The organism is Streptomyces sp. NPDC046915, assembly GCF_040644935.1.
Classification (GTDB): Bacteria; Actinomycetota; Actinomycetes; order Streptomycetales; family Streptomycetaceae; genus Streptomyces.
Genome location: NZ_JBEYXB010000041.1, coordinates 18,295 through 41,976 on the forward strand (window position 1 = coordinate 18,295; position 23,682 = coordinate 41,976).

The following is a 23,682-nucleotide window of genomic DNA, read 5'->3' on the forward strand; positions in this document are numbered from 1 at the left end:
AGACCAGCCCGGCGGCTGGCCCGGCGGAACGATCGCGGCGCGTCCGCCGCGGCCTCACACCTCGCAGCCCTCCAGCCGCCACACCCCCGGCCGCACCTCCGACCATCCCGCGGGCCGGCCCTCCGCGCCCCGTACCCGCTCCAGCCACCGGTCGGCGTACGACTGCAACCGGCGGTCGCGCAGGCCGGCCGCCAGGTCGCGGCACTCGGCGAAGTGGGGCCGGGCCGCCGTGGGGCCGTCGGTCTCCAGGGCCAGCAGGCCCCACACCCGGTGCGCCTCGTAGCGGCCGCGCGGATCGTCGCCCGCGGCGTCCAGCGCGGGCGGGAGCAGGGCCGCCGCGCCCTCCAGCCCACCCGCGTCGAGCTGGAGGTCGGCGAGGCCGACCAGGGCCCGGCCGCGTTCGGCGGCCGCCGGTGCCGCGTCGGCCGTCAGCAGGGCCCGCTCGTAGTACTCGGCTGCCCGGTCCAGCCGCCGCCGCTGCCAGGCGAGGTCGCCCAGCGACCGCAGCAGCCGGGCCTCGGCCGCCAGGTCCTCCCGCCGGCGCGCCGCGTCCAGCGCCAGCGTGTGGCAGGCCTCCCAGGCCTCCCAGGCCGCCCGCGCCTCCAGCAGTCCGGTCAGCGCGTCCGCCAGTTCCACGGCCTCGGCCCACAGCCCGGCCGCGTGACACCGCCGTACGACGGCCACCAGACCGTCCTGCCGCTCGGCGAACCACTCCAGTGGATGCAGCCCGTCCATCTCGGCGGCCCCGTCGGCCGCGGCGGCCTGCGCGACGCATGCCGCCGCCAGCCGGGCGGTGGCCGCCCGCGCCTCCTCGGCCGGCGTCTCCGCGGCCAGACACTCCAGGGCCAGCAGCCGCCACAGCCCGGGCAGCCGATGGGCGCCCCGGGCGGGCCCGTCCGGCACCTGGCTCGCGAGCCGCACCTCGGCCAGCTGCCGCAGCACCTCCTCGGTCTTGACGACGTCCTCGCCGAGCACCGCGGCCGCCGTCTGCGCCCCGAACGGACCGGAGGGCACCAGACCCAGCAGCCGGAAGGCGCGCCGCAGCGCCGGCGGCGCCTCCTCGTAGGAGGAGCGCAGCCGGTCGTGGAAGCCGGGGGCCGCGGCCGTCAGCTCCGCCAGCCGTCGCGGCTCCTCGCGCAGCCGGGCGGCCAGCATCTCCAGGCCCCAGTGCGGGCGGGAGGCCAGCCGGGCGGCCGCCGCCCGCAGCGCCAGCGGCAGCCCCCCGCACAAGGCGGCGATCTCCCGTACCGCCGCCTCGCCGCCGCGCCGCGGGACCAGCCGGCCCGCCGCCGAAGTGAACAGCCGACGTGCCTCCGGCTGGGGGAGCACGTCCAGTTCCAGCACCCGGCCGGTCAGCTCCTCCGGAGTGCGCCGGCAGGTCAGCAGGGCGGTGCTGCCCGGGGTGTCCGGCAGCAGCGACCGCACCTGCGCCGGGGAGCGGACCCCGTCCAGGACCAGCAGCATCCGCCGGTCCTTGGTCAGCCGGTTCAGGATGCGGCGCAGCTCGGACTCCTGGGGCGGCAGCGGCCCGGACACCCCGAACCGGCGCAGCAGTGCCGTCAGCGCCTCCGTCGGATCCGCCGGGCCGGGCCCGCCCAGCTCCAGGAAGACCCGGCCGTCCGGGAAGAGGCCGCTCAGCTCGTGCGCGGCGGCCACGGCCAGCGCCGTCTTGCCGGTGCCCGCCGCACCGGTGACCGCGACGCAGCCGCCGGCCGGGACGTCGCGCAACAGCGAGCCGAGCCGCTCCAGTTCCTCGGTGCGCCCGACGAACACCGGGTCCCGGGCGGGCAGCCGGTCCAGCGCCTGCCCGGGCAGCCGGACCCGCGCGGAGGCGGACCCGTCGGCCGGCGCCGCGGGCTCGGTCCGCGCGGTCTCCCGTACGGCCGGCCGTAACAGCTCGGGGTCGCCGGCCAGGATCCGCTGCTGGAGCTGCTGGAGGCGGCGGCCCGGCTCGATGGCCAGCTCCTCCACCAGCGCCTGGCGCAGCTGGGTGAAGACCCGCAGCGCGTCCGCCTGCCGTCCGGTGCGGTACAGGGCCACCATCAGCAGTGCGTGGAACTCCTCCCGCATGGGCATCTCGGCGACGGTGGCCTGGAGTTCACCGACCAGGTTCTGGTGGCCGCCGAGCTGGAGTTCGGCCCGGAAGCGCTGTTCGAGGGCGGCGGTGCGCACCTCGGCCAGCCGTACGGCGGTCCTGGCCAGCAGCGCGCCGTGCGGGGTGTCGGAGGCCAGCGGTGCCCGCCACAGGGCCAGCGCCCGGCTCTGCAGATCGGCCGCGGCCGCGTGTTCGCCGCGCAGCAGCGCCTCCCGGCCGCTGTGGTGCAGCTCCTCGAACACCGTCAGGTCCAGCTGCGCCGGGTCGAGGTACAGGGCGTACCCGGGCGGCCGGGTGACCAGCGTGTCCCGTCCGTACTCGGGATCGGCGGCGTGCAGCAGCTTGCGCAGCTGCGAGATGTAGACCTGGAGCGTGGTCGTCGCGGTGCGCGGGGGGTTCTCCCCCCACAGTTCGTCGATGAGGCTGTCGACCGAGACGACCTCGTTGGCCCGCACCAGGAGGGTGGCGAGCACCGCGCGGATCTTCGCGGCCCGGGGAGTGACCGGTACGGCCGTCCCGGGCGAGGTGACTTCCAGTGGACCCAGTATCCGAAAACGCATGTTCCCCCGCCTTCTTCGGCAATCGCGCGGTCGCCGGGCGGGCCGTGCGGCCGGGTCCCCGGCAGCCGGTCCGCGCCCGGCGCCGTCGTACGCCGGCTCGACGGAGCCCGTTGGTACCGCTCGAGCGGTGGACGGGACCCCGCCGGACGCCGTCGGCCCGCGCGCGAGGGGGGCCGACGGGAGGCCGGGGCCCGAACGGCTCCGTGCCCCCAACTGTAGGCCGCGGCCACCCCCTAAATTCGGACAGGCGTACCCCTAATTCCCCAGGACCGGTTGCCGTATCGCAAGCGGCACTTTAGGGCGCGAACCGAGCATGGACAGGCCTTGGCGGCAGGAGGGGCGTCGTGTGCCCCGCAACGAAAGCGCCACGAGGGGGCCGATCTTGACCGCTGCATCCATGACTTTCACCGAACTGCTCCGGGACCGCGCCGACGCGCTCGGCGACGCGGACGCCCAGGTGTTCCTGAGCGATCCCGGCGGAGCCCGGCACCTCACGTACGCCGAACTCGACCGCCGGGCCCGCGCGTTGGCGGTCCGGCTGCGTGAACACGGCGCCCAGGGCCAGCCCGTGCTGCTGCTGTACCCGCAGGGGGCGGAGTTCCTCGTCGGGTTCGCCGGCTGCCTGTACGCGGGTGCGGTCGCCGTGCCCGCGCCGTTGCCGGGGGACCGGGGAGAGCGGCTTCAGCGGGTGTCCGGGATCCTGAAGGACACCGGGGCCCGGCTGGTGCTGACCGACGCCGAGCACGCGGCGGACACCTCGCTGTGGCTGGCCGTCTCCGGCCGTGGAGAAACGGTTTGTCTGGCGACGGACCTCGACGAGGCCGACCCCGCCGCCTGGCGCGCCCCGCGCACCGGCCCGGACGACCTCGCCTTCCTCCAGTACACCTCCGGCTCGACCAGCAGGCCGCGCGGCGTGATGGTCACCCACCGCAACCTGCTGGCCAACCAGGAGGCACTCCAGCACCTCCTGGGCACCTCCGCCGCCGACCGCTTCACCAGCTGGCTGCCGCACTACCACGACATGGGTCTCATCGCGCACGTGCTGCACCCGCTGTGGCTCGGCACCTTCTGCGTCCAGCTGCCGTCGGTCTCCTTCATCAAACGGCCCATCAGCTGGCTGCGCTCGATCGGCGAGTACGGCCTGACCGTGGGCGGCGGCCCCAACTTCTGCTACGACCTGTGCACCCGCCGTGTCACCGACGCCCAGCTCGCCGAACTCGACCTCACCAGCTGGCGACTGGCACTGTGCGGAGCCGAACCGGTGCGCGCGGCGACCCTGGACGCCTTCGCCCGCCGCTTCGCCCCCGCCGGACTGCGCGCCGAGAGCCTCTACCCCGGCTACGGCCTGGCCGAGGCCACCCTGGTCGTCTCCGGCGGCGAACCCGGTGTGGCCGCCCGCCGGCTGACCGTGGACGCCGCCGCCCTGGAACAGGACGAACTGCGCGCCCCCCGCCCCGGCGCGGCCACCCGCACCCTGGTCGGCAACGGCCGGGCACCCGACTTCGACGTACGCATCGTGGACCCGGTCGCCGGCCGGGAACTGCCCGCCGGCCGCGTCGGCGAGATATGGCTCCGCGGCGAGAGCACCGCCCAGGGCTACTGGCGCCAGCCCCTGGAGTCGGCCCGCACCTTCCACGCCACGCTGTCCCGTGCGGGGCTCGACGGTGTGCCGGACGGCTCGCCCGCGGAGTCGGGCGCCGGAGGCGGCACGCCCCGCGTGGCGTTCGACGCGAGGTCGGCCGTCCGGCCCACGGCACTCCACGCCGCCGACGCGGCCTCCGGGGCCACGCACCCGGACGGCACGGCGTCCGAGGGCCCGGGTGGCGAGGGCGGCACGACCGGCGCGGCGTCCGACGCGCGGCCGGCCACGGCGCCCGCGGTGCGGACCGCGGTGTCTCCCGCGAGTACCGACGGGGCGGCGGGCGACGCGTCCGCAGCACCGGGTGCCGAGGCCGCCGACGCGGCCTCCGGGGCCGCGCGCCCGGACGGCGCACCCCACGACGCGCCCGCCACACCCCGCATCCCCCACCCCGTCTTCGGCGCCGCCGGCGGTGTCGGCCGCTGCCCCGTCCTCGGTGTCACCGGCACCATGCCCGGCCACGCGGCCGCTCACCGTCCCGCGCCCAGTGCCGTACCCCCCGCAACCGCAACCGCAACCGCAACCGCCGCCGCCCCACCCCCGGCCACAGCCGTCACCGCGCTACCCGAAGCCCCCGGCGGCTTCCTGCGCACCGGTGACCTCGGTGCCTTTCAGGACGGCGAGCTGTACATCACCGGGCGCCTGAAGGAGGTCATCATCCTCAACGGGCGCAACATCTACCCGCAGGACGTGGAGTGGGCCATCCGCGACCTCAGCCCCGCGCTCGGCGCAGGGCACGGCGCGGTGTTCACCGTCGACGCCGACCGCGAGCAGCTCGTCGTCGTGCACGAGGTCCGCGCACCCCGCGCGGACACCGAACGCCTGCGCGCGCTGGCCCGCCGGATCCAGTCGCTGGTCGGCCAGAACTTCGACGTGCCGGCCGCCAACATCACACTGCTCCGCCCCGGAACCCTGCGCCGCACCACCAGCGGCAAGATCCAGCGCACCCTGATGCGCCGGCTGTTCCTGCACGGCCAGCTCTCCCCGCTCTACGAGGTCCTCGACCCGGCCGTCCGCGCGCTGATCCAGCCCGCCACCGTCCCGTCGGGCGACCCGGCACGGAGCACCTCGTGGTGAACACCGCGCTGCTCGACCGGCCCGAGACCCCGGTGAACGACACCCCCGACCGGGTCACCCGCCTCGAACGGCTCCTCGGCGACCCGGCCGACGCCGGCAACCCGGTCGGCTACGGGGCCCTGCTCCGGGCCGACCGCCGTGCCGTGCTGTCCGCCGACGCCGAGGCGCTCCTCGACGACTTCGGCATGAACCGCGAGTTCGTACCGAGGGACCTGGGCGGCCGCTTCGACTCGGCGGAGACCCTGCTGCGGGTGATGCGCCCGGTCTTCCGCCGCGACGTCTCCCTCGGCGCCGGCTACGGCATGACCACCTTCATGGCCGCCTCCGACGTGTGGATGCACGGCAGCGAGGCCCAGCGGCACTGGCTGGCCGGCCTGCTGCTCGGCGGCTCCAAGGCGGCCATCGCCCAGCACGAGACCGCCCACACCAACGACTTCGTACGCAGCCAGGTGCGCGCCGAGGTGCTCCCCGGCGCGCTGTCCGTCACCGGCGGCAAACCGGTCGTCAACAACCTGCACCGCGCCGACGCCCTGGTGCTGTTCTGCCGTACCGCCTCCGAGGGCCTCACCGGCTGCCACTCGGCACTCCTGCTGGACCCGCACACCCTGCCCGCCGGCCGCTACCGGGTCACCCGCCGCCCGGCCGCCCTGGGCCTGCGCGGCTGCTACTTCGCCGGTGTCGAACTCGACGGCTGCGTAGTCCCCGACGACACCCTGCTCGGCCCGCTCGGCAGCGGTGTGGTGACCGCCCTGCGCTCCTTCCAGGTCAGCCGCACCCTCATGGCCTCACTGTCCTCCGCGGCCGTGGACACCGCGCTGCGCGTCGCCGTCCTGGTCGACCGCACCCAGGGCCCCGGCCGGTCCGGGCTCGCCCCCGCCGACCCGCAGCACACCGCCACCACGCTCGCCGGAGCCTTCGTCAACCTGCTGCTGTACGACTGCCTGGCGGTGGTCGCCACCCGCGCGCTGCACCTGCTGCCCGCCGAGACCAGCGTGTACTCCTCGGCGGTCAAACTGCTGCTGCCCCGGGTGCTCAGCGACACCATGTACGACCTGGCGACCGTGCTCGGCTCCAGAATCTACGCCCGAGAGGGCACGGTGGGCGTCTTCCAGAAACACATCCGGGACGTGCCGGTGGTCAGCCTCGGCCACGCCGGCACCGTCGCCTGCCAGGCGACGATCATCCCGCAGCTGCGGACCCTCGCCCAAGCCTCCTGGTTCACCGGCGCCGAGGCGCCCGCCGCGCTGTTCCGGCCGGGCGCCCCCATGCCGCCCTTCGACTACGGCCGGCTGGCGCTGGCCTGCGGCCGGGACAGCGTCAGCGCCACGCTCCTGGCGGTGGCCGGATCGCTGCCCGGCGCCGGCCCGGCCGAACGCGCCCTGCGCGACCTGGCCGGGCAGATGACGGCCGAACTGTTCGAACTGCGCGGCCGGGTGCTCGCGCTGCCGCCACCGGACCCCGCCCGGCCGGTCGGCCCGGCCTGGTTCGCCCTGACCGACCGCTACGTGCTGCTGCTCGCCGCCGCCTGCGTCCTGGGCGTGTGGTGGCACAACCGCGGCGGGCCCGACCCCTTCCTGGCCGACCCGTCCTGGGCGGCCGCCGCCCTGCACCGCATCGCCCAGCGGCTGGGCACCCCCGCCGTTGACCTGCCGGCCGAGTGCACCGCGCGGATCCACCAGGAAGTCCTGGCCCGCTACGGCGACCGGCGCAGCTTCGACCTGTACAACACACCGCTCCAGGGCTGAGGGGCCCAGAGCATCAGGACAAGGAGCGTTCAGGGATGACCCTCTCCCCGCCGCGGCACAGTGAGGCCCCGCTGCACCAGTGGCTGACCACCCACCTGGCGGTCTACCTGGACCGGCTGCCAGAGAGCATCGATCCCACCGTGCCGCTGGCCGAGTACGGCATGGACTCGGTGTGCGCGCTCAGCCTGTGCGGCGACATCGAGGACGAGTTCCGCATCACCGTCGAACCGTCACTGGCCTGGGACCACCCCACGGTGGCCGACCTCGCCGCCCACCTGGTGGCCCGCGGCGCGGACCCGGCGAACGGGCGGCAGCGGTGAAGCCCGTGGCCGTGGTGGGACTGGACTGCGTCTTCCCCGCGGCGCACGGCATCGAGGCGTACTGGGACCTGCTCATGCGCCAGGGCGACGCGATCGGCCCACTGCCCGCCGACCGCGGAGGCCCCGGCTTCGACGCGGACGTGCACGGCGGCTTCGTCGACGAGGCCGCCGTCTTCGACAACGACTTCTTCACCATCGCGCCCCGCGAGGCCGCCGCCATGGACCCGCAGCAGCGGATCCTGCTCCAGTGCGCCTGGCGGGCCCTGGAGGACTCCGGCCGCTCCCCGTCCTCGCTCGCCGACAGCGACACCGGCGTGTTCGTCGGCGTGATGGGCAGCGAGTGGGCCCAGCTGCACATGGGCGACTACGCGCGGGTCACCCCCCAGCTCGGCGCCGGCAGCAGCGCGGGCATGACCGCCAACCGGATCTCCTACCACCTCGACCTCAAGGGCCCCAGCCTCGCGGTGGACACCGCCTGCTCCTCCTCCCTGGTCGCCGTCCACCTCGCGGTCAACTCGCTGCTGGCCGGGGAGTGCTCCACCGCGCTGGCCGCCGGCGTCAACCTCGTGCTCACCCCCGCGCTCGGCCTGGTCTACCGGCAGATGGGGCTCGCCGCCCCCGACGGCCGGTGCAAGCCGTTCAGCCTGGACGCCGACGGCGTCGGCCGCAGCGACGGCGCCGGAGTGGTGGTGCTGCGCCGCCTCGAGGACGCGCTCGCCGACCACCAGCGCGTCTACGCCGTCATCCGCGGCACCGCCGTCAACCAGGACGGCCGCAGCAACGGCGTCACCGCACCCAGCCGCTGGTCCCAGCGGGACGTGGTCGCCGCCGCCTACCGGCGGGCCGGCGTCGGCGCGGAACAGATCCGCTTCGTGGAGGCGCACGGCACCGGCACCACCCTTGGCGACATCATCGAGTGCGCGGCCCTGGGCGAGGTGCACGCGGTGCCCCGGGAACAGCCCTGCGCCATCGGATCGGTGAAGGGCAACATCGGCCACACCGAGGGCGCCGCGGGTATCGCCGGCCTGATCAAGACCGCGCTGGCCCTGCACCACCGCATCGTGCCCGCCAGCCGCTTCGCGAACCGCGAGAACCCGCAACTCCGGCTCGCCGAACGCGGCCTGAGCCTGCTCAAGGCGCCCGTGCGGCTGCCCGCCGGTGAGGTGCTGGCCGCGGTCAGCAGCTTCGGCATGGGCGGCACCAACGCCCACGCCGTGCTCGCCACCGGACCCCGGCTGCCGCGCCCCGCCGAGCGCGGAGCGGCCCCCGCCGGGGTGTTCACGGTCTCCGGCGACACCCCGGAGGCACTGCGCCGCAACCTGGCCGCGCAGGCCGAGACCCTCGCCCGGCGGCCACGCGGCGACGCCGCCGCCGTGTGCTGGACCAGCAACAAGGTCAAGACCGGCCTGCCCTACCGGGCCGCGTTCACCGCCCGTGACACCGACCGGCTCGCCGACGCGCTGCGCCTGGCCGCCGACGACGAACAACTGCGCGCCTCCGTCGCCGACCGCGCCTGGCGCCCCCCGGTGGTCGCCTTCCTGTACTCCGGGCAGGGCTGCCAGGAACCCGGCATGACCGCCGCCCTCTACCGCGAGTCCCCGCACTACCGGCGCCACCTCGACGACGCCGACGACGCGCTGCGCCCGTACACCGGCGACTCGGTGCGCGACCTCGTCCTCGACGAGGACCCCGGGGTGCACCTCACCCGGTGGGCGCAGCCCGCCCTGTTCGCGGTCGCCTACGCCCTCACCCGGACCCTGGCCGACCTGGGCGTCGTACCCGACGCCGTGCTCGGCCACGGCATCGGCGAGTACCCGGCCGCCGTCGCCGCGGGCGCCCTCGCGCTGCCCGACGCCGCCCGCCTGGTCGCCGCGCACGCCGAGGCCGCGTCCGGGCTGCCGGACGGCGGGATGCTCGCCGTGCGCGGCACGCGCGAGGAGATCGCGGACGTGCTCGCCGACCACCCGGACCTGTTCGTGGCCGCCGTCGACGGACCCCGGGACACCGTCGTCGCCGGCCCCACGGGACCCCTGGACGCGGCCGCCGGGACCCTGGCGGAACGCGGGCTGCTCACCCGCCGGCTGCGGACCGGGCACCCCGGCCACGGCCCGGTGGCCGCGGCCGTCGCCGACCGCCTCGCCGCCGGCCCCTGGACGGTCGCTCCCGGCCGGCCCCGGACCGCGCTGGCCTCCGCCCGGTACGGCCGCATGCTCGGCGAGGAGGTCCTGGACAGCGCGTACTGGGCCGGGCTCGCCGTCGAACCGGTGCGGTTCGCCGACGCGTTCGCCGCCCTGATGGCCGAGACCGCCCCGACCTGCCTGGTCGAGATCGGCCCCGCCGCGCACCTGCTGGGCCTGGCCGAACGCGCCGACCTGCCGCCGGGCGTCCGGCTGCTGCACCCGGCCCCGGGCCGGTCCGCCGGCGCCGCCGAACTCGCCGGGGCCCTCGGCGGGCTGTACCTCAGCGGAGTGGAGCCGTGCTGGGACGCCCTGTACGAGCCCTCGCACCGGCGCACCGAACGGCTCGCCCCCTACGTCTTCTCCGACGCCCGGCGCTTCTGGCAGACGGCCCCGGCACCCGTGCCGGCCGCCCCGGCCGCCCCCGACGCCGACGGCCTCGCCACGCAGCCGCAGCCGTCGGCGCCCTCCGTGGCCGCCGGCCACGACCCCGTACTGGACGCCGTCGTCGAGGCGGTCGTGGAGGTCGGCGAGTACCCGCGCGAACAGGTCAACGCCCAGGCCCGGTTCTACGAGGACCTCGGCTTCGACTCCGTGATGATCATGCAGCTCAAGGACCGGATCGAGCAGCGGCTGCCGCAGACCGCGGGCCTGACCGTGCAGCAACTGCTGCCCGCCCTGCGATCGGTGGGCACCCTCGCCGCACGGGTGCGGGAGATGACCACGGTGGAGGTCACCGCATGACCGCTAGCACCACGCCCCTGCACCTCGCGGGCACCGGCACCGCGCTGCCCGGCGACCCCGTGGGCAACGCCGAGCTGAGCACCGCGTTCGGGATCAGCGAGGAGTGGATCGACCTGTTCGTCGGCACCCGCACCCGCCACTTCGGCTGGGACCTGGCCACCGGGAAGGTCACCCACACCCTGACCGACCTGTGCGCCGAGTCGGCCGCACGGGCGCTGGCCGCCGCCGGCCTGGGCCCGGCCGAGCTGGACTTCCTGGTCCTGGCGACCGCGACCCCGGACTCGCTGCTGCCCACCACGGCCAACGAGACCGCCGACCGGCTGGGCCTCAACCACCTGCCCACCTACCAGATCCAGGCCGGCTGCTCCGGCGCCGTACAGGCCCTCGACGTCGCCCGCGCGCTGCTCGCCGCCGGCCACCGCACCGGACTCGTCGTCGCCGGGGACGTCACCGACCGGTTCCTGGAGGCCGGACGGGACGCGACCGCGCTGGCCACCCAGGAACTGGTCAACTACGTCCTGTTCGGCGACGGGGCCGGGGCCGCCGTGGTCACCGCCGACCCGCACGACGGCGCGGTCGCGGTGCGCGCGCTGCTGCACCGCTTCACCGGACAGGGCCGGCCGCCGGGCCAGGTCGTCGGCTGGCACGGGGCCGTCCCGCCCCGCCCGGACCGGCAGATGCTCCACGAGGACTACCGGACCATCGAGGAAGAGGTGCCCGCCCTGGCCGGCGAGATCGTGTGGGAACTGCTGCACACGGCCGGCTGGCGGCCGCAGGACGTCGACCACCTGCTGCCGCCCCAGCTCTCCGGCCATATGACCGAACGCATCGTGGCCGGGCTCGGACTGCCGCCCACCACCCGTGAGGTGTCCTGCGTACGCGACACCGGCAACACCGGCAACGCCCTGCCCCTCCTCCAGCTCGACCGCCTGCTGACCCGGCTGGCCCCGGGGGAGCGCGCCGTCTCCGTGGTCGTCGAGTCCAGCAAATGGATCAAGGCGGGCCTGGCCCTGGAACGGCCCGGCACCCGCACGGAAGGGCAGCCGAACCGATGACCCCCCACGTCCCGGAACCTCACCCGACCACATCCGCCGCAGCCGCACACGCCACCACCCGGCGGGCGCCCGGCTCCCCGGGTGCCGAGGCATCGCAGGGGCTCCGTGTCCCGCGCGGAACCCCCGCCTCCCCGGAGGTGCCCCGATGACCGACGCGTTCGCCGGGCTCCGTGCCCTGCACGCCGCCGGACGGCTGGCCGCCGACTATCCGGAGGTGGCCCCTCTGCTGGCCCGGCTCACCGACGCGGGTGACCAGCCGCAGGAGCGGACCGCCGACGAACTGACCCGCTGCGGCGGCCTGCTGGCCCGGCTGCGGCCCGAGGACGTCCTCGCCCACCACCCGGACACCCCCACCGTCACCGTGGCCCTCACCGGGCACTCCAGCACCGCCCAGCTGACCGACCCGCTGGTCGCCGAACTGGCCCGGCACGGACTGCTCGCCCGTCCGGTCACCGGCGACCACGGCGCCTACCTGCGCGACCTCACCGACCCCGGCAGCGAGCTGCGCGGCCGCCGCCCCGACCTGACGGTGTGCGTGCTCGGCGCCGACGCCGTGGCCGAACAGCTCCCGCTCCCGTGGACCGCCGCCGACGCCGAACAGGCCTGCGCCCGGCTCCTCCAGCGGCTCGAGGCCGTCGCCGCCATGCACGACACCCACGGCACGGGCGCCCTGGTGCTCAACACGCTGCCGCTGCCCCGCCATCTCACCCACCAGCTGGTCGACCAGCGACAGCGAGCCGAACTCGGCGCCGTGTGGCGGGAGTTCAACGCCCGCCTGCTGCGGCTGACCGCCGCCCACCCCGCCCTCGCCGTCGTCGACCTGGACCCGCTGGTCGCCGAGACCGGCCCGGCCACCGACCCCCGCCTCGCCCTCTACACCCGCAGCGCCTTCGCCCCCGCCCTGTTCGCCGCGCTCGCCCGCGAGGCCGTGCACGTACTGCGCGCCCGGCTCGGCATGGGCAAGAAGTGCCTGGTCCTCGACCTCGACCACACCCTGTGGCACGGGGTGCTGAGCGAGGACGGCCCCGAGGGCATCGACTGCGGCCCCACCCTGCGCGGCGAGCCGTACGCCGCCGTTCAGCGGGTCGCCAAACAGCTCGCCGGCCAGGGCGTCCTGCTCGCCGTCAGCAGCAAGAACGACCCCGCCCCGGTCCAGGCCGTGCTGCGCGACCACCCCGACCTGATCCTGCGCGCCGACGACTTCGTGGGCGTCCAGGCCGGCTGGGACCCCAAGGACACCGCCCTGCGCACCATCGCCGCCGACCTGGGCATCGCCACCGACGCCCTGGTGTTCGCCGACGACAACCCCGCCGAGCGCGCCCTGATACGTCACCGCCTGCCCGGCACCCCCGTCGTCCCGCTGGGCACCGAACCGGCCCGGCACGTCGGCCGGCTGCTCGCCGACGGCTGGTTCGACACCCCGTTCGTCACCGACGACGACCGGGGCCGCACCGGCCAGTACCGGGCCAACGCCGCCCGGAACCGGCTGCGCGAGACGGCCGACTCCTACGAGGAGTACCTCCGGGAGCTGGACGTCGTCGTCCGCATCTCGCCGCCCCGCCCGGCCGAACTCCACCGCATGTCCCAACTGTCCCTGCGCACCAACCAGTTCAACCTCACCGGCGAGCGCGTCCCGCCGGAGGACATCTCCGAGCTGTGCGCCGATCCGCAGCGGCGGCTGCTGGCGGTGCGGGTGAGCGACCGGTACGGCGACAGCGGTCTGGTCGGGGCCGTCTTCGCCCGCGACGCCGCGGACGGACTGCACATCGACAACATGCTGCTCAGCTGCCGGGCCCTGGCCCGCGGCATCGAACACGGCTGCATGACCGCGGTCCTCTCGCACGCCCGCGCCCGCGGTCTGTCCGCGGTCCGCGCCCGCTTCCGCCCCACCCGCAGCAACGGGCGCTCCCGCGACTTCTACCCCTCGCTCGGCTTCGTCGCGGACGCCTCCCACACCCACGACACCCACATCCACGAAGCCCACATCCACGACACCCACACCCAAGACACCCACGCCACCGGCACCCCCGCCGCACCGGCCGCCCCTCAGGACGGCGAGGAACTGCTCTTCCGGCACGACCTCGCCGAGATCCCCGCCGTACCCGGGCACCTGACCGTGCGGGCCGACTTCGAAGGAGACACGGATGAGCCGTGACCGTACGGCCGACCTCGCGGGCTTCCTCGACGCGGTACGCGACGAACTCGGCCTGGACCTGACCGAGGAGCAGGCCGCGGCGGACTTCGACGTGCTGCCCGAGTGGGACTCGGTGCACCTGCTGCGCCTGCTGATGCTGCTGGAACGCGAGACGGGCCGCAGCGTCCCGGTCGGCAGCCTGCTCCAGACCCGCAGCCTGCGCGAGATCCACGCACTTGTCAGCGGCGACGGGCCGGACGACGGGACAGACACACGATGAACGCGGCGGGCGGCGACCTGATCGCCGTGACGGCGGAGGGGACCGACTGGTCGCTGGTCCACGACGACCTGCGCGAGTACGGCACGGCCGTGGTCCACGGACGCCTCGACGACTGGCGGCCCGGCGGCATGGACGGCCCCGCGCTGCGGGCGGTGCTGGGCCGCGACTGGTCCCGTTACCGGGACATCGAACACCCGGACATCCGCGGCCGGTACGCGGCCTCGCGGCGGCTGCTCAAACACGCGGCCGCCGCCGCGCTGCGCGCCGAGGCGATCGACCTGGAACTGGCCTACGGGCCGACCGGACGGCCGTACCTGCGCGGCTGCGACCAGATCGACATCAGCCTCAGCCACACCGACGACCTGCTGCTGGTGGGCCTGACCACCCGCGGACTGATCGGCGTCGACGCCGAGCGCGCCGACCGCAGCATCTACGCCCGCGGCCTGGACCGGCACATCTGCACCCCGCACGAGCGGCTGCTGCTGTCGGAGCTGCCCGAACCGGAGCGCAACCCCAGCCTGGTCCGCCTGTGGACCCTCAAGGAGGCCTACAGCAAGGCGATCGGCCAGGGCATCCAGTTCCGCTTCACCGAGTTCGGCTTCGGCCCGGACAACCGGCCCACCCAGGTCAACCGCCCGGACGGCACGGCCGGCACCGGCGAGGAGTGGGCGCTGCGCACGGTCACCCTGGACAGCGGCGGCACCGCGTTCGTGATCAGCATCGCCGTCTACGACTCCGGTCTGGGCCGCACCCTGGACACCGAGATCACCACGATGCTCGACGCCGAGGCGGCCGCCGCCATCCAGGAAGCGCTGGACACCGGCAGCGCCCGGTGGTCACAGGTCCTCGACCACTGACACGGTCGCCTCCGTCACGGCCCGGCCCGCCTGGGTCAGCGTCAGCGTCAGCGGCACCAGCGGCCGCCCCAGGGCGTCCTGCCCGGCGTCCTGGGCCACCGCGACGCAGCGCAGCGGCAGGTCGGGCTCGGCGTAGCCGCGGAAGTGCGTGTGCAGCGCGGCCGGCGTGCTGTGCCGGGGGTCCAGGCCGCGCAGCCGGTGCGCGGCCAGCAGCGCGGTCTGGCGCAGTGCTTCGAGCAGGAGCGCCGGGGCGGGTACGCCGTCCTCCCGCGCCACCACGGCCGGCCAGGTGTGCGGCGGGCGGACCGCGACGGACAGCCGGCTGCCGTCGACGGTCAGGGGCTCCCGCAGCAGGACGTTGCCGGGCGTCGACCGTCCCACCTCGGCGGCTCCGGGGCCGGCCGGGGCGGCGGTGTCCGGCTGCAACGGGCGGTGTGCGCCGCCGTGTCCGGCCGGCTGGGTGTCCTGTCCGGCGGAGGCGAGCGCGGTGGCGCGGTTGTGCTCACGGTGGCTGCGGTGCAGCAGCGGCGCGAGGAAGAGCAGGCTCGCCGACCCGGTGCCCGCCGGGATCCCGTCGATCTCCAGCCGGGTGTCGAACTCCAGGGCCCGCGGGATCCCGGAGATCACCTTGTCCGGCCGCACCCGCATGGTCACCGCCAGCGTGCCGGGCCCGCCGTGCCGGCGCCAGGCGCCGACGTCGCCGATGTCCAGGCCGAACCGGTAGAAGACGCCGACCCGGTCCGCCGGGATGCCGAAGTGGCCCTGCCCGATGCCCTCGCTGACCTGACGGACCATCGCCAGCGCGGCCTGCGGGTCGTGGAAGTGCCCGGGACCGTCGCCGAACAGCGGGTGTCCGGTGGGCAGTTCACCGGTGAGTACGAACTCCTGCACCCGGTCGGCGGGGGTGTCCACGGCCAGCGGGTCGAAGGAGTGCGGCCGGTGCACCAGGTGGCGGCCGATGCGGCCGCGTGGGGCCGGCACGGGCGCGGAGTTGCTCATCGGCTCACCCTCCCCGGCCGGGATCCGGCCGCCTTGCGACAGTACGCGCTTCCAGCGTGCCGGGCGGCCGGTGGCCCGAACCAGGTTCGGGCGCTGGCACGTTGTGGACTGGCAGACTGTGCCGCCGGTCCCGCCGTACGAGGGGAGTCGTAGGGGCTACTGGCCGTCGAGCAGTCCGATCAGCGCGATGTTGACCCCGGCCTGGAAACGGCTGGTGGCGTCGACGCCCAGCATGATCTGTGAGATGTACCGGCGGCAGGTGCGCACCGACATGCCCAGCCGGCGTGCCACCAGCTCGTCCTTGTACCCCTGGGCCATGAGCTTGACGATGGACCGCTTCAGGTCGTCGGTGATCTCGGCACCGTCCTCGGCGCCGGGGTCGAACTGCGTGGCGCCGTCCCAGAGATGCTCGTAGACCCGGCAGAGGAAGGCCACCAGCGTCGGCTCGCGCACCACCACCGCCCCGGGCACCCGGCCGTCCACGTGCTGCTCGGGCAGGAACACCACCTCCCGGTCGTAGATGACGATCCGGTCGATCAGCTCGTCGGTGGTGCGCACCTCCGCCCCGTGCCGGGTCACCGCCTGGACGTAGGCGGTGGTGGCCAGATCGCTGCGCGCGGTGTGCTGGTAGAGGTGCCGGATCCGCACCCCGCGCCGCAGCCGTTCCAGGACCTTGGGGCGGGCGTTGGCCAGGAGGTTGGAGGGGCGGGCACCGCCGGGCTGCGCGGTGAGCATCTCCAGGCGGCAGCGTTCGCCCTGCTCGTCCAGCATGGCCTGTAACGCGTCGATGTCACTGATGACGTCGAAGGCCTCGGCCTGGTTGCGCTGCTGTCTGCTCTCGAAGTACGTCGAGCGCAGGGTGCCCATCTGGTCGCGCACCTCGGCGACCGTCCGTTGCAGGTCACGGATGCGGTCCTCGGTTTCCCCCACCAGATCGGCCACCGCCGCGTCGGGGCTCACCGGCAGCAGCAGTCCCGGCTCGCCGGGAAGGGAACGCAGCAGGCTGAGCGCCTTCAGCCGCTCCTCGATGGCGGCCGCCTTTTCCAGCGAGACCCCGAGGGTGGTCGCCATCTCCTCGCGTACAAAGCGCCCCAGCAGCACCGCATTGCGGTACGCGCTCGCCTCGGCATCATCCAGCATGGCGAAACCGCCGTCAGAGAGGGCGCTTTCAGACATTGCAGGCTCACTCCCCGCGTCCCGAGAACTTCTTGTCAGGCAACTTTACGACATCAGGAATGTCTTGGGAGGAAAACCAGGGTCGGCCAGCATTGCTGTCGTACCGCACGCCAACTGTCGAACTTGGGGGTAGACATGGGCAAGGTGCTGCGATTCACGACAGCCGGACTTCTGACCGCGGCGGGAATCCTCGCCGCACTGGGATCGAACATGACGGAGGCTCGCATTCCGCATGGCGCGGTCACCGCGTCGGTCTCGAATGCCGGGACATCGAACACCCCGGCGGACGACCAGTGGGGCTAGTGCCGCGACAGGCAACGTTCGCCCCGTCGGGCGTCCCCGCGCACCGGAGCGGACCGGATCGACCCGGTCCGCTCGCTCGCGTGTGAGCGGGGCGGACTTTAGCCCTTCGCAAGACACGCCGGGAACAATGAGTTCCGCGAGGCACACCGGATCCCCCGCCGGTGGACGCCTCCCGCCGCCCCGCCCTCGGTCCCAATACCGAGAGCGGGGCGATCTTCATTCGGGCGGGGCCGACAGGAGATAAGTGACCTGGGCCCGGGATGCCGCCCCCATTTTCCGGAATATCCGGGCCATATGAGTTTCCACCGTCTTCACGCTGATATTGAGTCGCACGGCAATCTGCTGATTCGTCAGACCCGGTCCGATAAGCAGCGCTATTTCTCGCTCCCGGGCACTGAGTAGAGCTATTCGATCACCTTCCGAATCCTTCGCCGCCACCCGGTCGGCGCGTTTTGCCAGTTCCTGTGCAATGGCTGTGAAGTCGTGGGCGGTGAGCCGCTCGAATTCCGCGGACGCAAAACGGGCGTGAATCACCGCGGCGGCCGCGTCGCCGGTGTCCAGACAGGCCTGTCCCAGCCCGAGCGCGAACCGGCCCAGCAAGTGGCCCTGGGCGTGCCGCAGAGCCAGATCGAAGCCGTACTGGAAGCAGCGCCGGGACCGGGCCCCGTCGCCGGCCGTCGCGGCGGCCTCGCCCAGCCAGCGCCACGCCTCCACATGCGCCGCCGACCGCTCAGGGCCGGCCCCGGCGAGCAGCAGCTCGGCCTCCCGGACCGCCTCCCCGCCGTCCGCGGCGGCCAGCAACGCCAGGGCGTGCCCCCGCATACCGGCCTCCTCGGCCGGCACCCGCCGCGCCAGACGCCGTGCGACGGCCGAGGCGGCACCGCGCGCCGCCCGCCCCGACTCCAGCAGCAGCGCGGCGAGTTCCGCGTCCGTCTCCGGCACGGCGGCGCGTCCTTCCCCCGGCACCGCCCGCAACACGTCCCAGGCCTGTCGGCGCACCCCCAGCAACCGCAGGGCCCGCGCCCGCCACACGGCGGCCTCGGCCCAGTCGGCGACTTGGTTCTCCGCCGACGGCCACCGCTGCCCGTATCCCTGCGTCGCCCCCGGCACCGGCGCGGTCACCCGCGCGTACTCGCCCACCGCCTCCACGAGCCGCCCGCTGAGCACCAGCGCCTGACACAGCAGCAGCCGTACGCCGAGCGGGGCGTCGGGCCGCTCGGCCGCACGGCGGGCCATCCGGGCCGCGCGGGCGGGCTGGACGAACAGTGTGGCGTGCGCCTGCCGTGCGAGCAGCCCGGCGTCCTCGGCCGTCAACGCCGGTGCGGTCTCCAGCAGCGCGCCGAGCAGCGGCTCACCCCCGGCACCCGCGGCCCGCAGCACGGGCACCGCACGCTCGCGCACCGTGTCACGGAACGTGGCGCCCGCCGCCCGCTGCACCAGCGCCCGCACCGCGGGCCGCGCGAACCGGTACCGGCCCGCCAAGGTGTCGGGCCGGAGCATCCCCTCGCCGTACAGCTCGTCCACCGCCCGCAGCACGTCCCCGGCGGCCAGCCGGCCCGCGTCGGCCACCAGTTCCACGGTGAACGGGTCCCCCACGGCCGCCGCGACCGCGGCGGTCCGCCGGGCGAGCGGGGACAGCACCCGCAGATCCAGCGCGGGCGCCAACGCCGGCAGCGCCGACGACGGGCAGTCCCCCCGGGTCAGTTCGAGGCCGCTGTGCATGTCCCAGTCGTCCTCCGGGCCGCCGTCGGCCGACAGCGCCCGCAGCAGCCCCGGCACCCCCGCGGAGTCCCGCAGGACCAGCTCCCGGCGCAGCGGGGCGAGCCCGGCGGGCAGCAGCGTCTCCGCCTCGGCCCGCGACAGGGGCCGCAGCACGACGTCCCGTACGGCGTCGTCCCCGTGCGCGAGCGCCGTGAGCCGCCGGGCGCCCGGACCGCCACCGCGATGGACGAGCAGCGTGAGCACCGCGCCGGCCGGCGGCCGCCGCAGGAGGTGCTCGGCGAACTCCGCGACCTCGGGCCCCGCCCGGTGCGCGTCGTCCAGGACCAGCAACAGCCCTTCCCGTCCGGCGAGTTCCTCCAGCAGTGCGCGCACCGCCCGCGACACCGCGTACACGTCGAGGTCCTCCGGCCCCGGCACGGTCCCGGCACCGAGCGCGGGGAAGACCTCGGCCAGCCGGCGGACCCGCGCCGCCCCGAGCCGGCGCAGCACCCCGGGCTCCAGCGCGGCCAGCCGGTCGTCGAGCGCGTCCACCAGCGCGTGGAAGGGCCGCCCCGGCCCCTCCCCGCCCGCCGCCCGGCCCCAGACCACGGCCCACTCCTGGCGTGCCGCCTCCCGGGCCAGCCGGCGAGCCAGACGGGTCTTGCCGATCCAGGGTTCCCCCGACAACCGCACGATCCCGGCCCGCCCGCGAGCCCGGCGCAACTCCTCTACCAGGAAGGAGAGTTCGCGGGCACGCGGATCAGTCCGGGCGGTCCGGCCCGGCCGCCCGGTCGGCCCATGCGGCACGGGGCCTCCTTCGTCGCTGGCTGCGTGCAGGCTCACCCGCGCTGGCGCGCGCGCCAAGCGGTCCCCGCCGACCACTGCCTGCATGGCAGGAAGTGCAGGTGGGGCGAGGTGCGGTGACGGGGAATTCCAGCGCGCGCGAGGCGCCGCCAAGTGGAGCAAAGCAGGGGTATGCCAGCGGTAAAGCACGGGCAATCCACTGTCGGCGCGCCGGGATTCCTCTTCCACCTGAGGATCGTTCGAGGATCGCTTGACTCTCTCTGGAGTCTCACGGATCTCTTGCCCACTTCTTACTTAGGCAAGGCTCAGCTCCCGAACCGGGCAGGCCGGGCACGGCCGCACCGGACACGGTTCACGACAAGCTGGCCGGGGTCCGATGCCGGGGAAATTCCCGACTGGCGTTCGACCGCATGGTTCCCATGATCGGAACACGTTCTCGGCCGTACCCCCCGTGCGTAGGGAGAAACAGACGTGTCACCTGCCCTCCGTGTGCGCAGTCGGGTCGGTTATGCCTGCGGATCCGCGGTGACCGGCGTCTTCACCACGCTGCCCGGTCTGCTCCTGCTGCCGTACCTGACCGACACCCTCGGCATCCCCGCCGTGGCCGCGGGCGCGGCCGTACTGCTCCCCAAGGCGTGGGACGTGCTGGCCACCCCCTGGGCGGGCCGGCTCGGCGACCGCGCCCGCCGCCCTGGCATCCGCCGCGCCCACCTCACGGCCGGCGGCACGGCGACCGCCCTCGCCTTCGCCCTGACCTTCGCCGGAGTCGCCCACGGCACCGCCGGTGCCCTCTGGGCGACCCTGGCCCTCACCCTCGCCGCCACGGCCTTCGCCTTCTTCCACGCCTCCTACGCCGCGCTGCCCGGTGAACTCGCCGCCGACCCCGAGTCCCGTACGAGTCTGGTCGCCGCCCGGGTGGCGGGCATCGCCGTCGCCGCACTGACCGCCGGAGCCGCCGCCCCGGCCCTCGTCACCGCCACCGGAGGCGGCCTCACCGGCTACCGCTGGGCCGGCCTGTTCGGCGCCAGCGTGATGGCGGCGGCCACCCTCGCCGTCCGCGCGACAGCCGCCCCACCACCCCGCTCCACCCGCCCGGACACCTCCCCGCCCGCCGCCACCCCTTCGGCCCCCCTCCCACGCCCCTGGACCGTCCTGCGCACCACCCCCCGCTTCGCCGCCCTCGTCGTCTGCACCGCCCTTCAGGTCACCGCCACCGGCTGCCTCCTCGCGGGCGGCCCCTACTTCGCCGAACACGCCCTGGGCCACGAGGACATGACCTCCGTCCTGGTCGCCGCGTTCGTCCTGCCCAATCTCCTCACCACCCCCTGGTGGACCCGCCGCGGCGCCCGCACCGGCCACCGCGCCGCCTTCCGCCAGGCAACCGCCGTCTTCGTCGCAGGCTGCCTGCTGCTCGCGGTGACACCCGCCCTGCCCGCCGCGGCGCCCCTCGCCGTGTTCGTCGCCGGCACCGGCCACGCCGGCCAACTCCTGCTGCTGTACGCCCTGCTCGCCGAGCGCTGCGCCGAGGCCGACCGCACCGGACGCCCGGCCGGCACCCTGTCGGGCCTGTTCGGCGCGGCCGAGTCGCTCGGTCTGGCCGTGGGCCCCTTCCTGTACGCCCTCGCCCTCCAGGCCACCGGATACGTCTCCTCCGGCACCGGCCACGCCGCCCGTCAGAGCACCACCGCCCACGCCGGAGTCGTGGCCGGAATGACCCTGCTGCCCGCCGTGGCCGCCCTGGCCGGACTCGCGGTACTGCACCGCCGACCCGCACCGGCCGCCCCGGACGGCGACCCGGCCGCCCACGCGCAAGCCCGCCTTTAGGCCATCCGCTGACCCTCACGAGGCCGCGTCCCCGAGCCGGGATCCACCGCGTCGAAAGAGGTCTGCATGAGCGTCATCGAGGAACGGTCCACGATCCCCACCGCGATCGCGGACACCGTCCCCGCGAACCCGCTCCCCGCCGCCGCGCCACCGCCGACGGCCCTCCAGGACGACGTACGCGACGCCTCGTTGCGGGAACGCGCGGCCGAACTGGGCGCCCTGCGACGCCAGGTCACCCGGGGCCCCAGCGAGAAGGCCACCGAGGCCCAGCACGCCAAGGGCAAGCTCACCGCGCGCGAACGCCTCGACCTGCTCTTCGACCCGGGCACCTTCACCGAGGTCGAGGGCCTGCGCCGGCACCGGGCGACCGGCTTCGGACTGGAGTACAAGAAGCCCTACACCGACGGCGTGATCACCGGCTGGGGCCTGGTGCACGGCCGTACCGTCTTCGCCTACGCCCACGACTTCCGCATCTTCGGCGGCGCCCTCGGCGAGGCCCACGCCCAGAAGATCCACAAGCTGATGGACCTCGCCCAGGCGGCCGGCGCCCCGCTGGTCGGCCTGTGCGACGGCGCCGGCGCCCGCATCCAGGAGGGTGTCACCGCCCTGGCCGGCTACGGCGGCATCTTCAGCCGCAACGTCCGCAACTCCGGGGTCATCCCGCAGATCTCGGTGATCCTCGGCCCGTGCGCGGGCGGCGCCGCGTACTCCCCGGCGCTGACCGACTTCGTCTTCATGGTGCGCGGCACCGCGCAGATGTTCATCACCGGCCCCGACGTCGTCCAGGCGGTCACCGGCGAACACGTCAGCCACGAGCACCTCGGCGGCGCCGACAGCCACGCCGCGCTGTCCGGCGTGGCCGGATTCGCCTACGACGACGAGACCGAGTGCCTTCAGGACGTGCGGCACCTGCTGTCCCTGCTGCCCTCCAACAACCGTGAACTCGCCCCGGCCGGCGACCTCGAGGACCCCGCCGACCGCGCCTGCGAGCGCCTGCTCGACCTCGTCCCCTCCCGGCCCAACGCCTCCTACGACATCCGCGAGGTCATCGCCGAGATCGTCGACCACGGCGAGTACTTCGAGGTGCACTCCCAGTGGGCCACCAACGTCGTCTGCGCCCTGACCCGGCTCGGCGGCCAGGTCGTCGGCATCGTCGCCAACCAGCCGGCCACCCTGGCCGGTGTCCTCGACATCCACGCCTCCGAGAAGGCCGCGCGCTTCGTCCAGTTCTGCGACGCCTTCAGCATCCCGCTGGTCACCCTCGTCGACGTGCCCGGCTTCCTGCCCGGTGTGGAACAGGAACACGGCGGTGTCATCCGGCACGGCGCCAAGCTCCTCTACGCCTACTGCAACGCCACCGTGCCCCGTGTCTCGCTGATCCTGCGCAAGGCCTACGGCGGCGCCTACATCGTGATGGACTCCAGCTCCATCGGCGCGGACATCACCCTCGCCTGGCCCTCCAACGAGATCGCCGTGATGGGCGCCGAGGGCGCCGCGAACGTCATCTTCCGCAAGGACATCGCCCTCGCCGAGGACCCCGAGGCGATGCGCACCCAGCGGATCAAGGAGTACCGGACGGAACTCATGCACCCCTACTACGCGGCCGAGCGCGGCCTCGTCGACGACGTGATCGACCCGGTCCACACCCGTGCCCGGCTCATCGACGCGCTGTCCATGCTGCGGGCCAAGCAGACCGCACTGCCCAGCCGCAAGCACGGGAACCTCCCCCTGTGACCGCCACGCCGCCCGACGCGACCCGTTATCTCGCCGCCGCCGGGCTGCGCGTCACCCGGGGCACGCCTACCGCGGAGGAGGTGGCCGCGCTCACCGTCCTGCTCGTCACCCGCCTGTCCGGCGGTGCCGAGGAGCCGGCGGAGGAGGCCACGCCGACGCCGACGGTGTGGCGGCACCCCGGCGCCCGTTTCCGCCCGCCGGGGGCGTGGGCGTCATGACCGGTCGTACGGTCCACGGCACCGGCCGCGTCACCAAGGTGCTCGTCGCCAACCGTGGTGAGATCGCTGTCCGCGTGGCCCGGGCCTGCCGGGACGCCGGGATCGCGAGCGTGGCCGTATACGCCGACCCGGACCGGGACGCGTCGCATGTCCGCGCCGCGGATGAGGCGTTCGCTCTGGGCGGTGACACCCCGGCCACCAGCTACCTCGACATCGGCAAGGTCCTCGGGGCCGCCCGGG

The 23,682-nt window shown here is 74.7% G+C and carries 17 protein-coding genes; 13 read left to right on the top strand and 4 right to left on the bottom strand.

The features are described from left to right. Positions 1-54: 54 nt before the first annotated feature. Positions 55-2,655, bottom strand: a complete 2,601-nt coding sequence (locus tag ABZ915_RS47090) for an AfsR/SARP family transcriptional regulator (protein WP_361817151.1) — start codon at positions 2,653-2,655, stop codon at positions 55-57. Positions 2,656-3,052: 397 nt separating this feature from the next. Between ABZ915_RS47090 and ABZ915_RS47095 the strand changes: the two genes are divergently transcribed. From ABZ915_RS47095 to ABZ915_RS47130, 8 genes are all read left to right on the top strand, one after another. Beyond that, the gene (locus ABZ915_RS47095; RefSeq protein WP_361817154.1) at positions 3,053-5,371 is read left to right on the top strand and encodes a fatty acyl-AMP ligase; all 2,319 of its coding nucleotides are present in this window, start codon (positions 3,053-3,055) and stop codon (positions 5,369-5,371) included. Continuing rightward, the gene (locus ABZ915_RS47100; protein WP_361817157.1) at positions 5,365-7,116 is read left to right on the top strand and encodes an acyl-CoA dehydrogenase; all 1,752 of its coding nucleotides are present in this window, start codon (positions 5,365-5,367) and stop codon (positions 7,114-7,116) included. Before ABZ915_RS47095 ends, ABZ915_RS47100 begins: the two co-directional genes overlap by 7 nt. Positions 7,117-7,151: 35 nt before the next feature. Next, positions 7,152-7,436: an acyl carrier protein gene (locus ABZ915_RS47105; RefSeq protein ID WP_361817160.1), complete on the top strand. Its 285-nt coding sequence runs from the start codon at positions 7,152-7,154 to the stop codon at positions 7,434-7,436. A gap of 5 nt (positions 7,437-7,441) precedes the next feature. Further along, a complete protein-coding gene (locus tag ABZ915_RS47110) occupies positions 7,442-10,357 on the top strand; it encodes a beta-ketoacyl synthase N-terminal-like domain-containing protein (protein ID WP_361817162.1) in 2,916 nt (971 codons plus the stop codon). Further along, positions 10,354-11,412 (top strand): 3-oxoacyl-ACP synthase III family protein, encoded by a 1,059-nt coding sequence (locus ABZ915_RS47115; protein ID WP_361817165.1) that lies wholly within the window; start codon positions 10,354-10,356, stop codon positions 11,410-11,412. Before ABZ915_RS47110 ends, ABZ915_RS47115 begins: the two co-directional genes overlap by 4 nt. 145 nt (positions 11,413-11,557) lie before the next feature. Further along, the gene (locus ABZ915_RS47120; RefSeq protein WP_361817168.1) at positions 11,558-13,567 is read left to right on the top strand and encodes an HAD-IIIC family phosphatase; all 2,010 of its coding nucleotides are present in this window, start codon (positions 11,558-11,560) and stop codon (positions 13,565-13,567) included. Continuing rightward, positions 13,557-13,826: a phosphopantetheine-binding protein gene (locus ABZ915_RS47125; protein ID WP_361817171.1), complete on the top strand. Its 270-nt coding sequence runs from the start codon at positions 13,557-13,559 to the stop codon at positions 13,824-13,826. Before ABZ915_RS47120 ends, ABZ915_RS47125 begins: the two co-directional genes overlap by 11 nt. After that, entirely contained in the window at positions 13,823-14,683 is an 861-nt protein-coding gene (locus tag ABZ915_RS47130; protein ID WP_361817174.1) for a 4'-phosphopantetheinyl transferase superfamily protein, read from the top strand. Before ABZ915_RS47125 ends, ABZ915_RS47130 begins: the two co-directional genes overlap by 4 nt. Here the strand turns inward: ABZ915_RS47130 and ABZ915_RS47135 are convergent. Together ABZ915_RS47135 and ABZ915_RS47140 are read right to left on the bottom strand one after the other, a co-directional pair. Then, positions 14,663-15,682 (bottom strand): AfsA-related hotdog domain-containing protein, encoded by a 1,020-nt coding sequence (locus tag ABZ915_RS47135; protein WP_361817177.1) that lies wholly within the window; start codon positions 15,680-15,682, stop codon positions 14,663-14,665. The two genes, ABZ915_RS47130 and ABZ915_RS47135, sit on opposite strands and share 21 nt — an antisense overlap. A 156-nt stretch (positions 15,683-15,838) precedes the next feature. Continuing rightward, a complete protein-coding gene (locus tag ABZ915_RS47140) occupies positions 15,839-16,858 on the bottom strand; it encodes a hypothetical protein (RefSeq protein WP_361817180.1) in 1,020 nt (339 codons plus the stop codon). 135 nt (positions 16,859-16,993) lie between these two features. Here ABZ915_RS47140 and ABZ915_RS47145 point away from each other — a divergent pair, with 135 nt between their 5' ends. Next, positions 16,994-17,161, top strand: a complete 168-nt coding sequence (locus ABZ915_RS47145; protein ID WP_361817183.1) for a hypothetical protein — start codon at positions 16,994-16,996, stop codon at positions 17,159-17,161. Between the two features lie 216 nt (positions 17,162-17,377). Here the strand turns inward: ABZ915_RS47145 and ABZ915_RS47150 are convergent, their stop codons facing one another. Further along, the gene (locus ABZ915_RS47150; RefSeq protein ID WP_361817185.1) at positions 17,378-19,669 is read right to left on the bottom strand and encodes a LuxR C-terminal-related transcriptional regulator; all 2,292 of its coding nucleotides are present in this window, start codon (positions 19,667-19,669) and stop codon (positions 17,378-17,380) included. Positions 19,670-20,155: 486 nt separating this feature from the next. Here ABZ915_RS47150 and ABZ915_RS47155 point away from each other — a divergent pair, with 486 nt between their 5' ends. From ABZ915_RS47155 to ABZ915_RS47170, 4 genes are all read left to right on the top strand, one after another. Then, positions 20,156-21,490: an MFS transporter gene (locus tag ABZ915_RS47155; RefSeq protein ID WP_361817200.1), complete on the top strand. Its 1,335-nt coding sequence runs from the start codon at positions 20,156-20,158 to the stop codon at positions 21,488-21,490. Between the two features lie 66 nt (positions 21,491-21,556). Next, the gene (locus tag ABZ915_RS47160; RefSeq protein WP_361817188.1) at positions 21,557-23,224 is read left to right on the top strand and encodes an acyl-CoA carboxylase subunit beta; all 1,668 of its coding nucleotides are present in this window, start codon (positions 21,557-21,559) and stop codon (positions 23,222-23,224) included. Beyond that, positions 23,221-23,442: an acyl-CoA carboxylase subunit epsilon gene (locus ABZ915_RS47165; RefSeq protein WP_361817191.1), complete on the top strand. Its 222-nt coding sequence runs from the start codon at positions 23,221-23,223 to the stop codon at positions 23,440-23,442. The genes ABZ915_RS47160 and ABZ915_RS47165 overlap by 4 nt, the downstream gene beginning before the upstream one ends. Then, the coding region (locus ABZ915_RS47170; protein WP_361817194.1) for a biotin carboxylase N-terminal domain-containing protein at positions 23,439-23,682 on the top strand (244 nt) is incomplete at its 3' end. The genes ABZ915_RS47165 and ABZ915_RS47170, both read left to right, overlap by 4 nt.

Coding starts and splice junctions, on each gene's coding strand:
- ABZ915_RS47090 (WP_361817151.1), bottom strand. CDS start 2,655: ATGCGTTTTCGGATACTGGGTCCACTGGAAGTCACCTCGCCCGGGACG.
- ABZ915_RS47095 (WP_361817154.1), top strand. CDS start 3,053: ATGACTTTCACCGAACTGCTCCGGGACCGCGCCGACGCGCTCGGCGAC.
- ABZ915_RS47105 (WP_361817160.1), top strand. CDS start 7,152: ATGACCCTCTCCCCGCCGCGGCACAGTGAGGCCCCGCTGCACCAGTGG.
- ABZ915_RS47115 (WP_361817165.1), top strand. CDS start 10,354: ATGACCGCTAGCACCACGCCCCTGCACCTCGCGGGCACCGGCACCGCG.
- ABZ915_RS47120 (WP_361817168.1), top strand. CDS start 11,558: ATGACCGACGCGTTCGCCGGGCTCCGTGCCCTGCACGCCGCCGGACGG.
- ABZ915_RS47125 (WP_361817171.1), top strand. CDS start 13,557: ATGAGCCGTGACCGTACGGCCGACCTCGCGGGCTTCCTCGACGCGGTA.
- ABZ915_RS47130 (WP_361817174.1), top strand. CDS start 13,823: ATGAACGCGGCGGGCGGCGACCTGATCGCCGTGACGGCGGAGGGGACC.
- ABZ915_RS47135 (WP_361817177.1), bottom strand. CDS start 15,682: ATGAGCAACTCCGCGCCCGTGCCGGCCCCACGCGGCCGCATCGGCCGC.
- ABZ915_RS47140 (WP_361817180.1), bottom strand. CDS start 16,858: ATGTCTGAAAGCGCCCTCTCTGACGGCGGTTTCGCCATGCTGGATGAT.
- ABZ915_RS47145 (WP_361817183.1), top strand. CDS start 16,994: ATGGGCAAGGTGCTGCGATTCACGACAGCCGGACTTCTGACCGCGGCG.
- ABZ915_RS47160 (WP_361817188.1), top strand. CDS start 21,557: ATGAGCGTCATCGAGGAACGGTCCACGATCCCCACCGCGATCGCGGAC.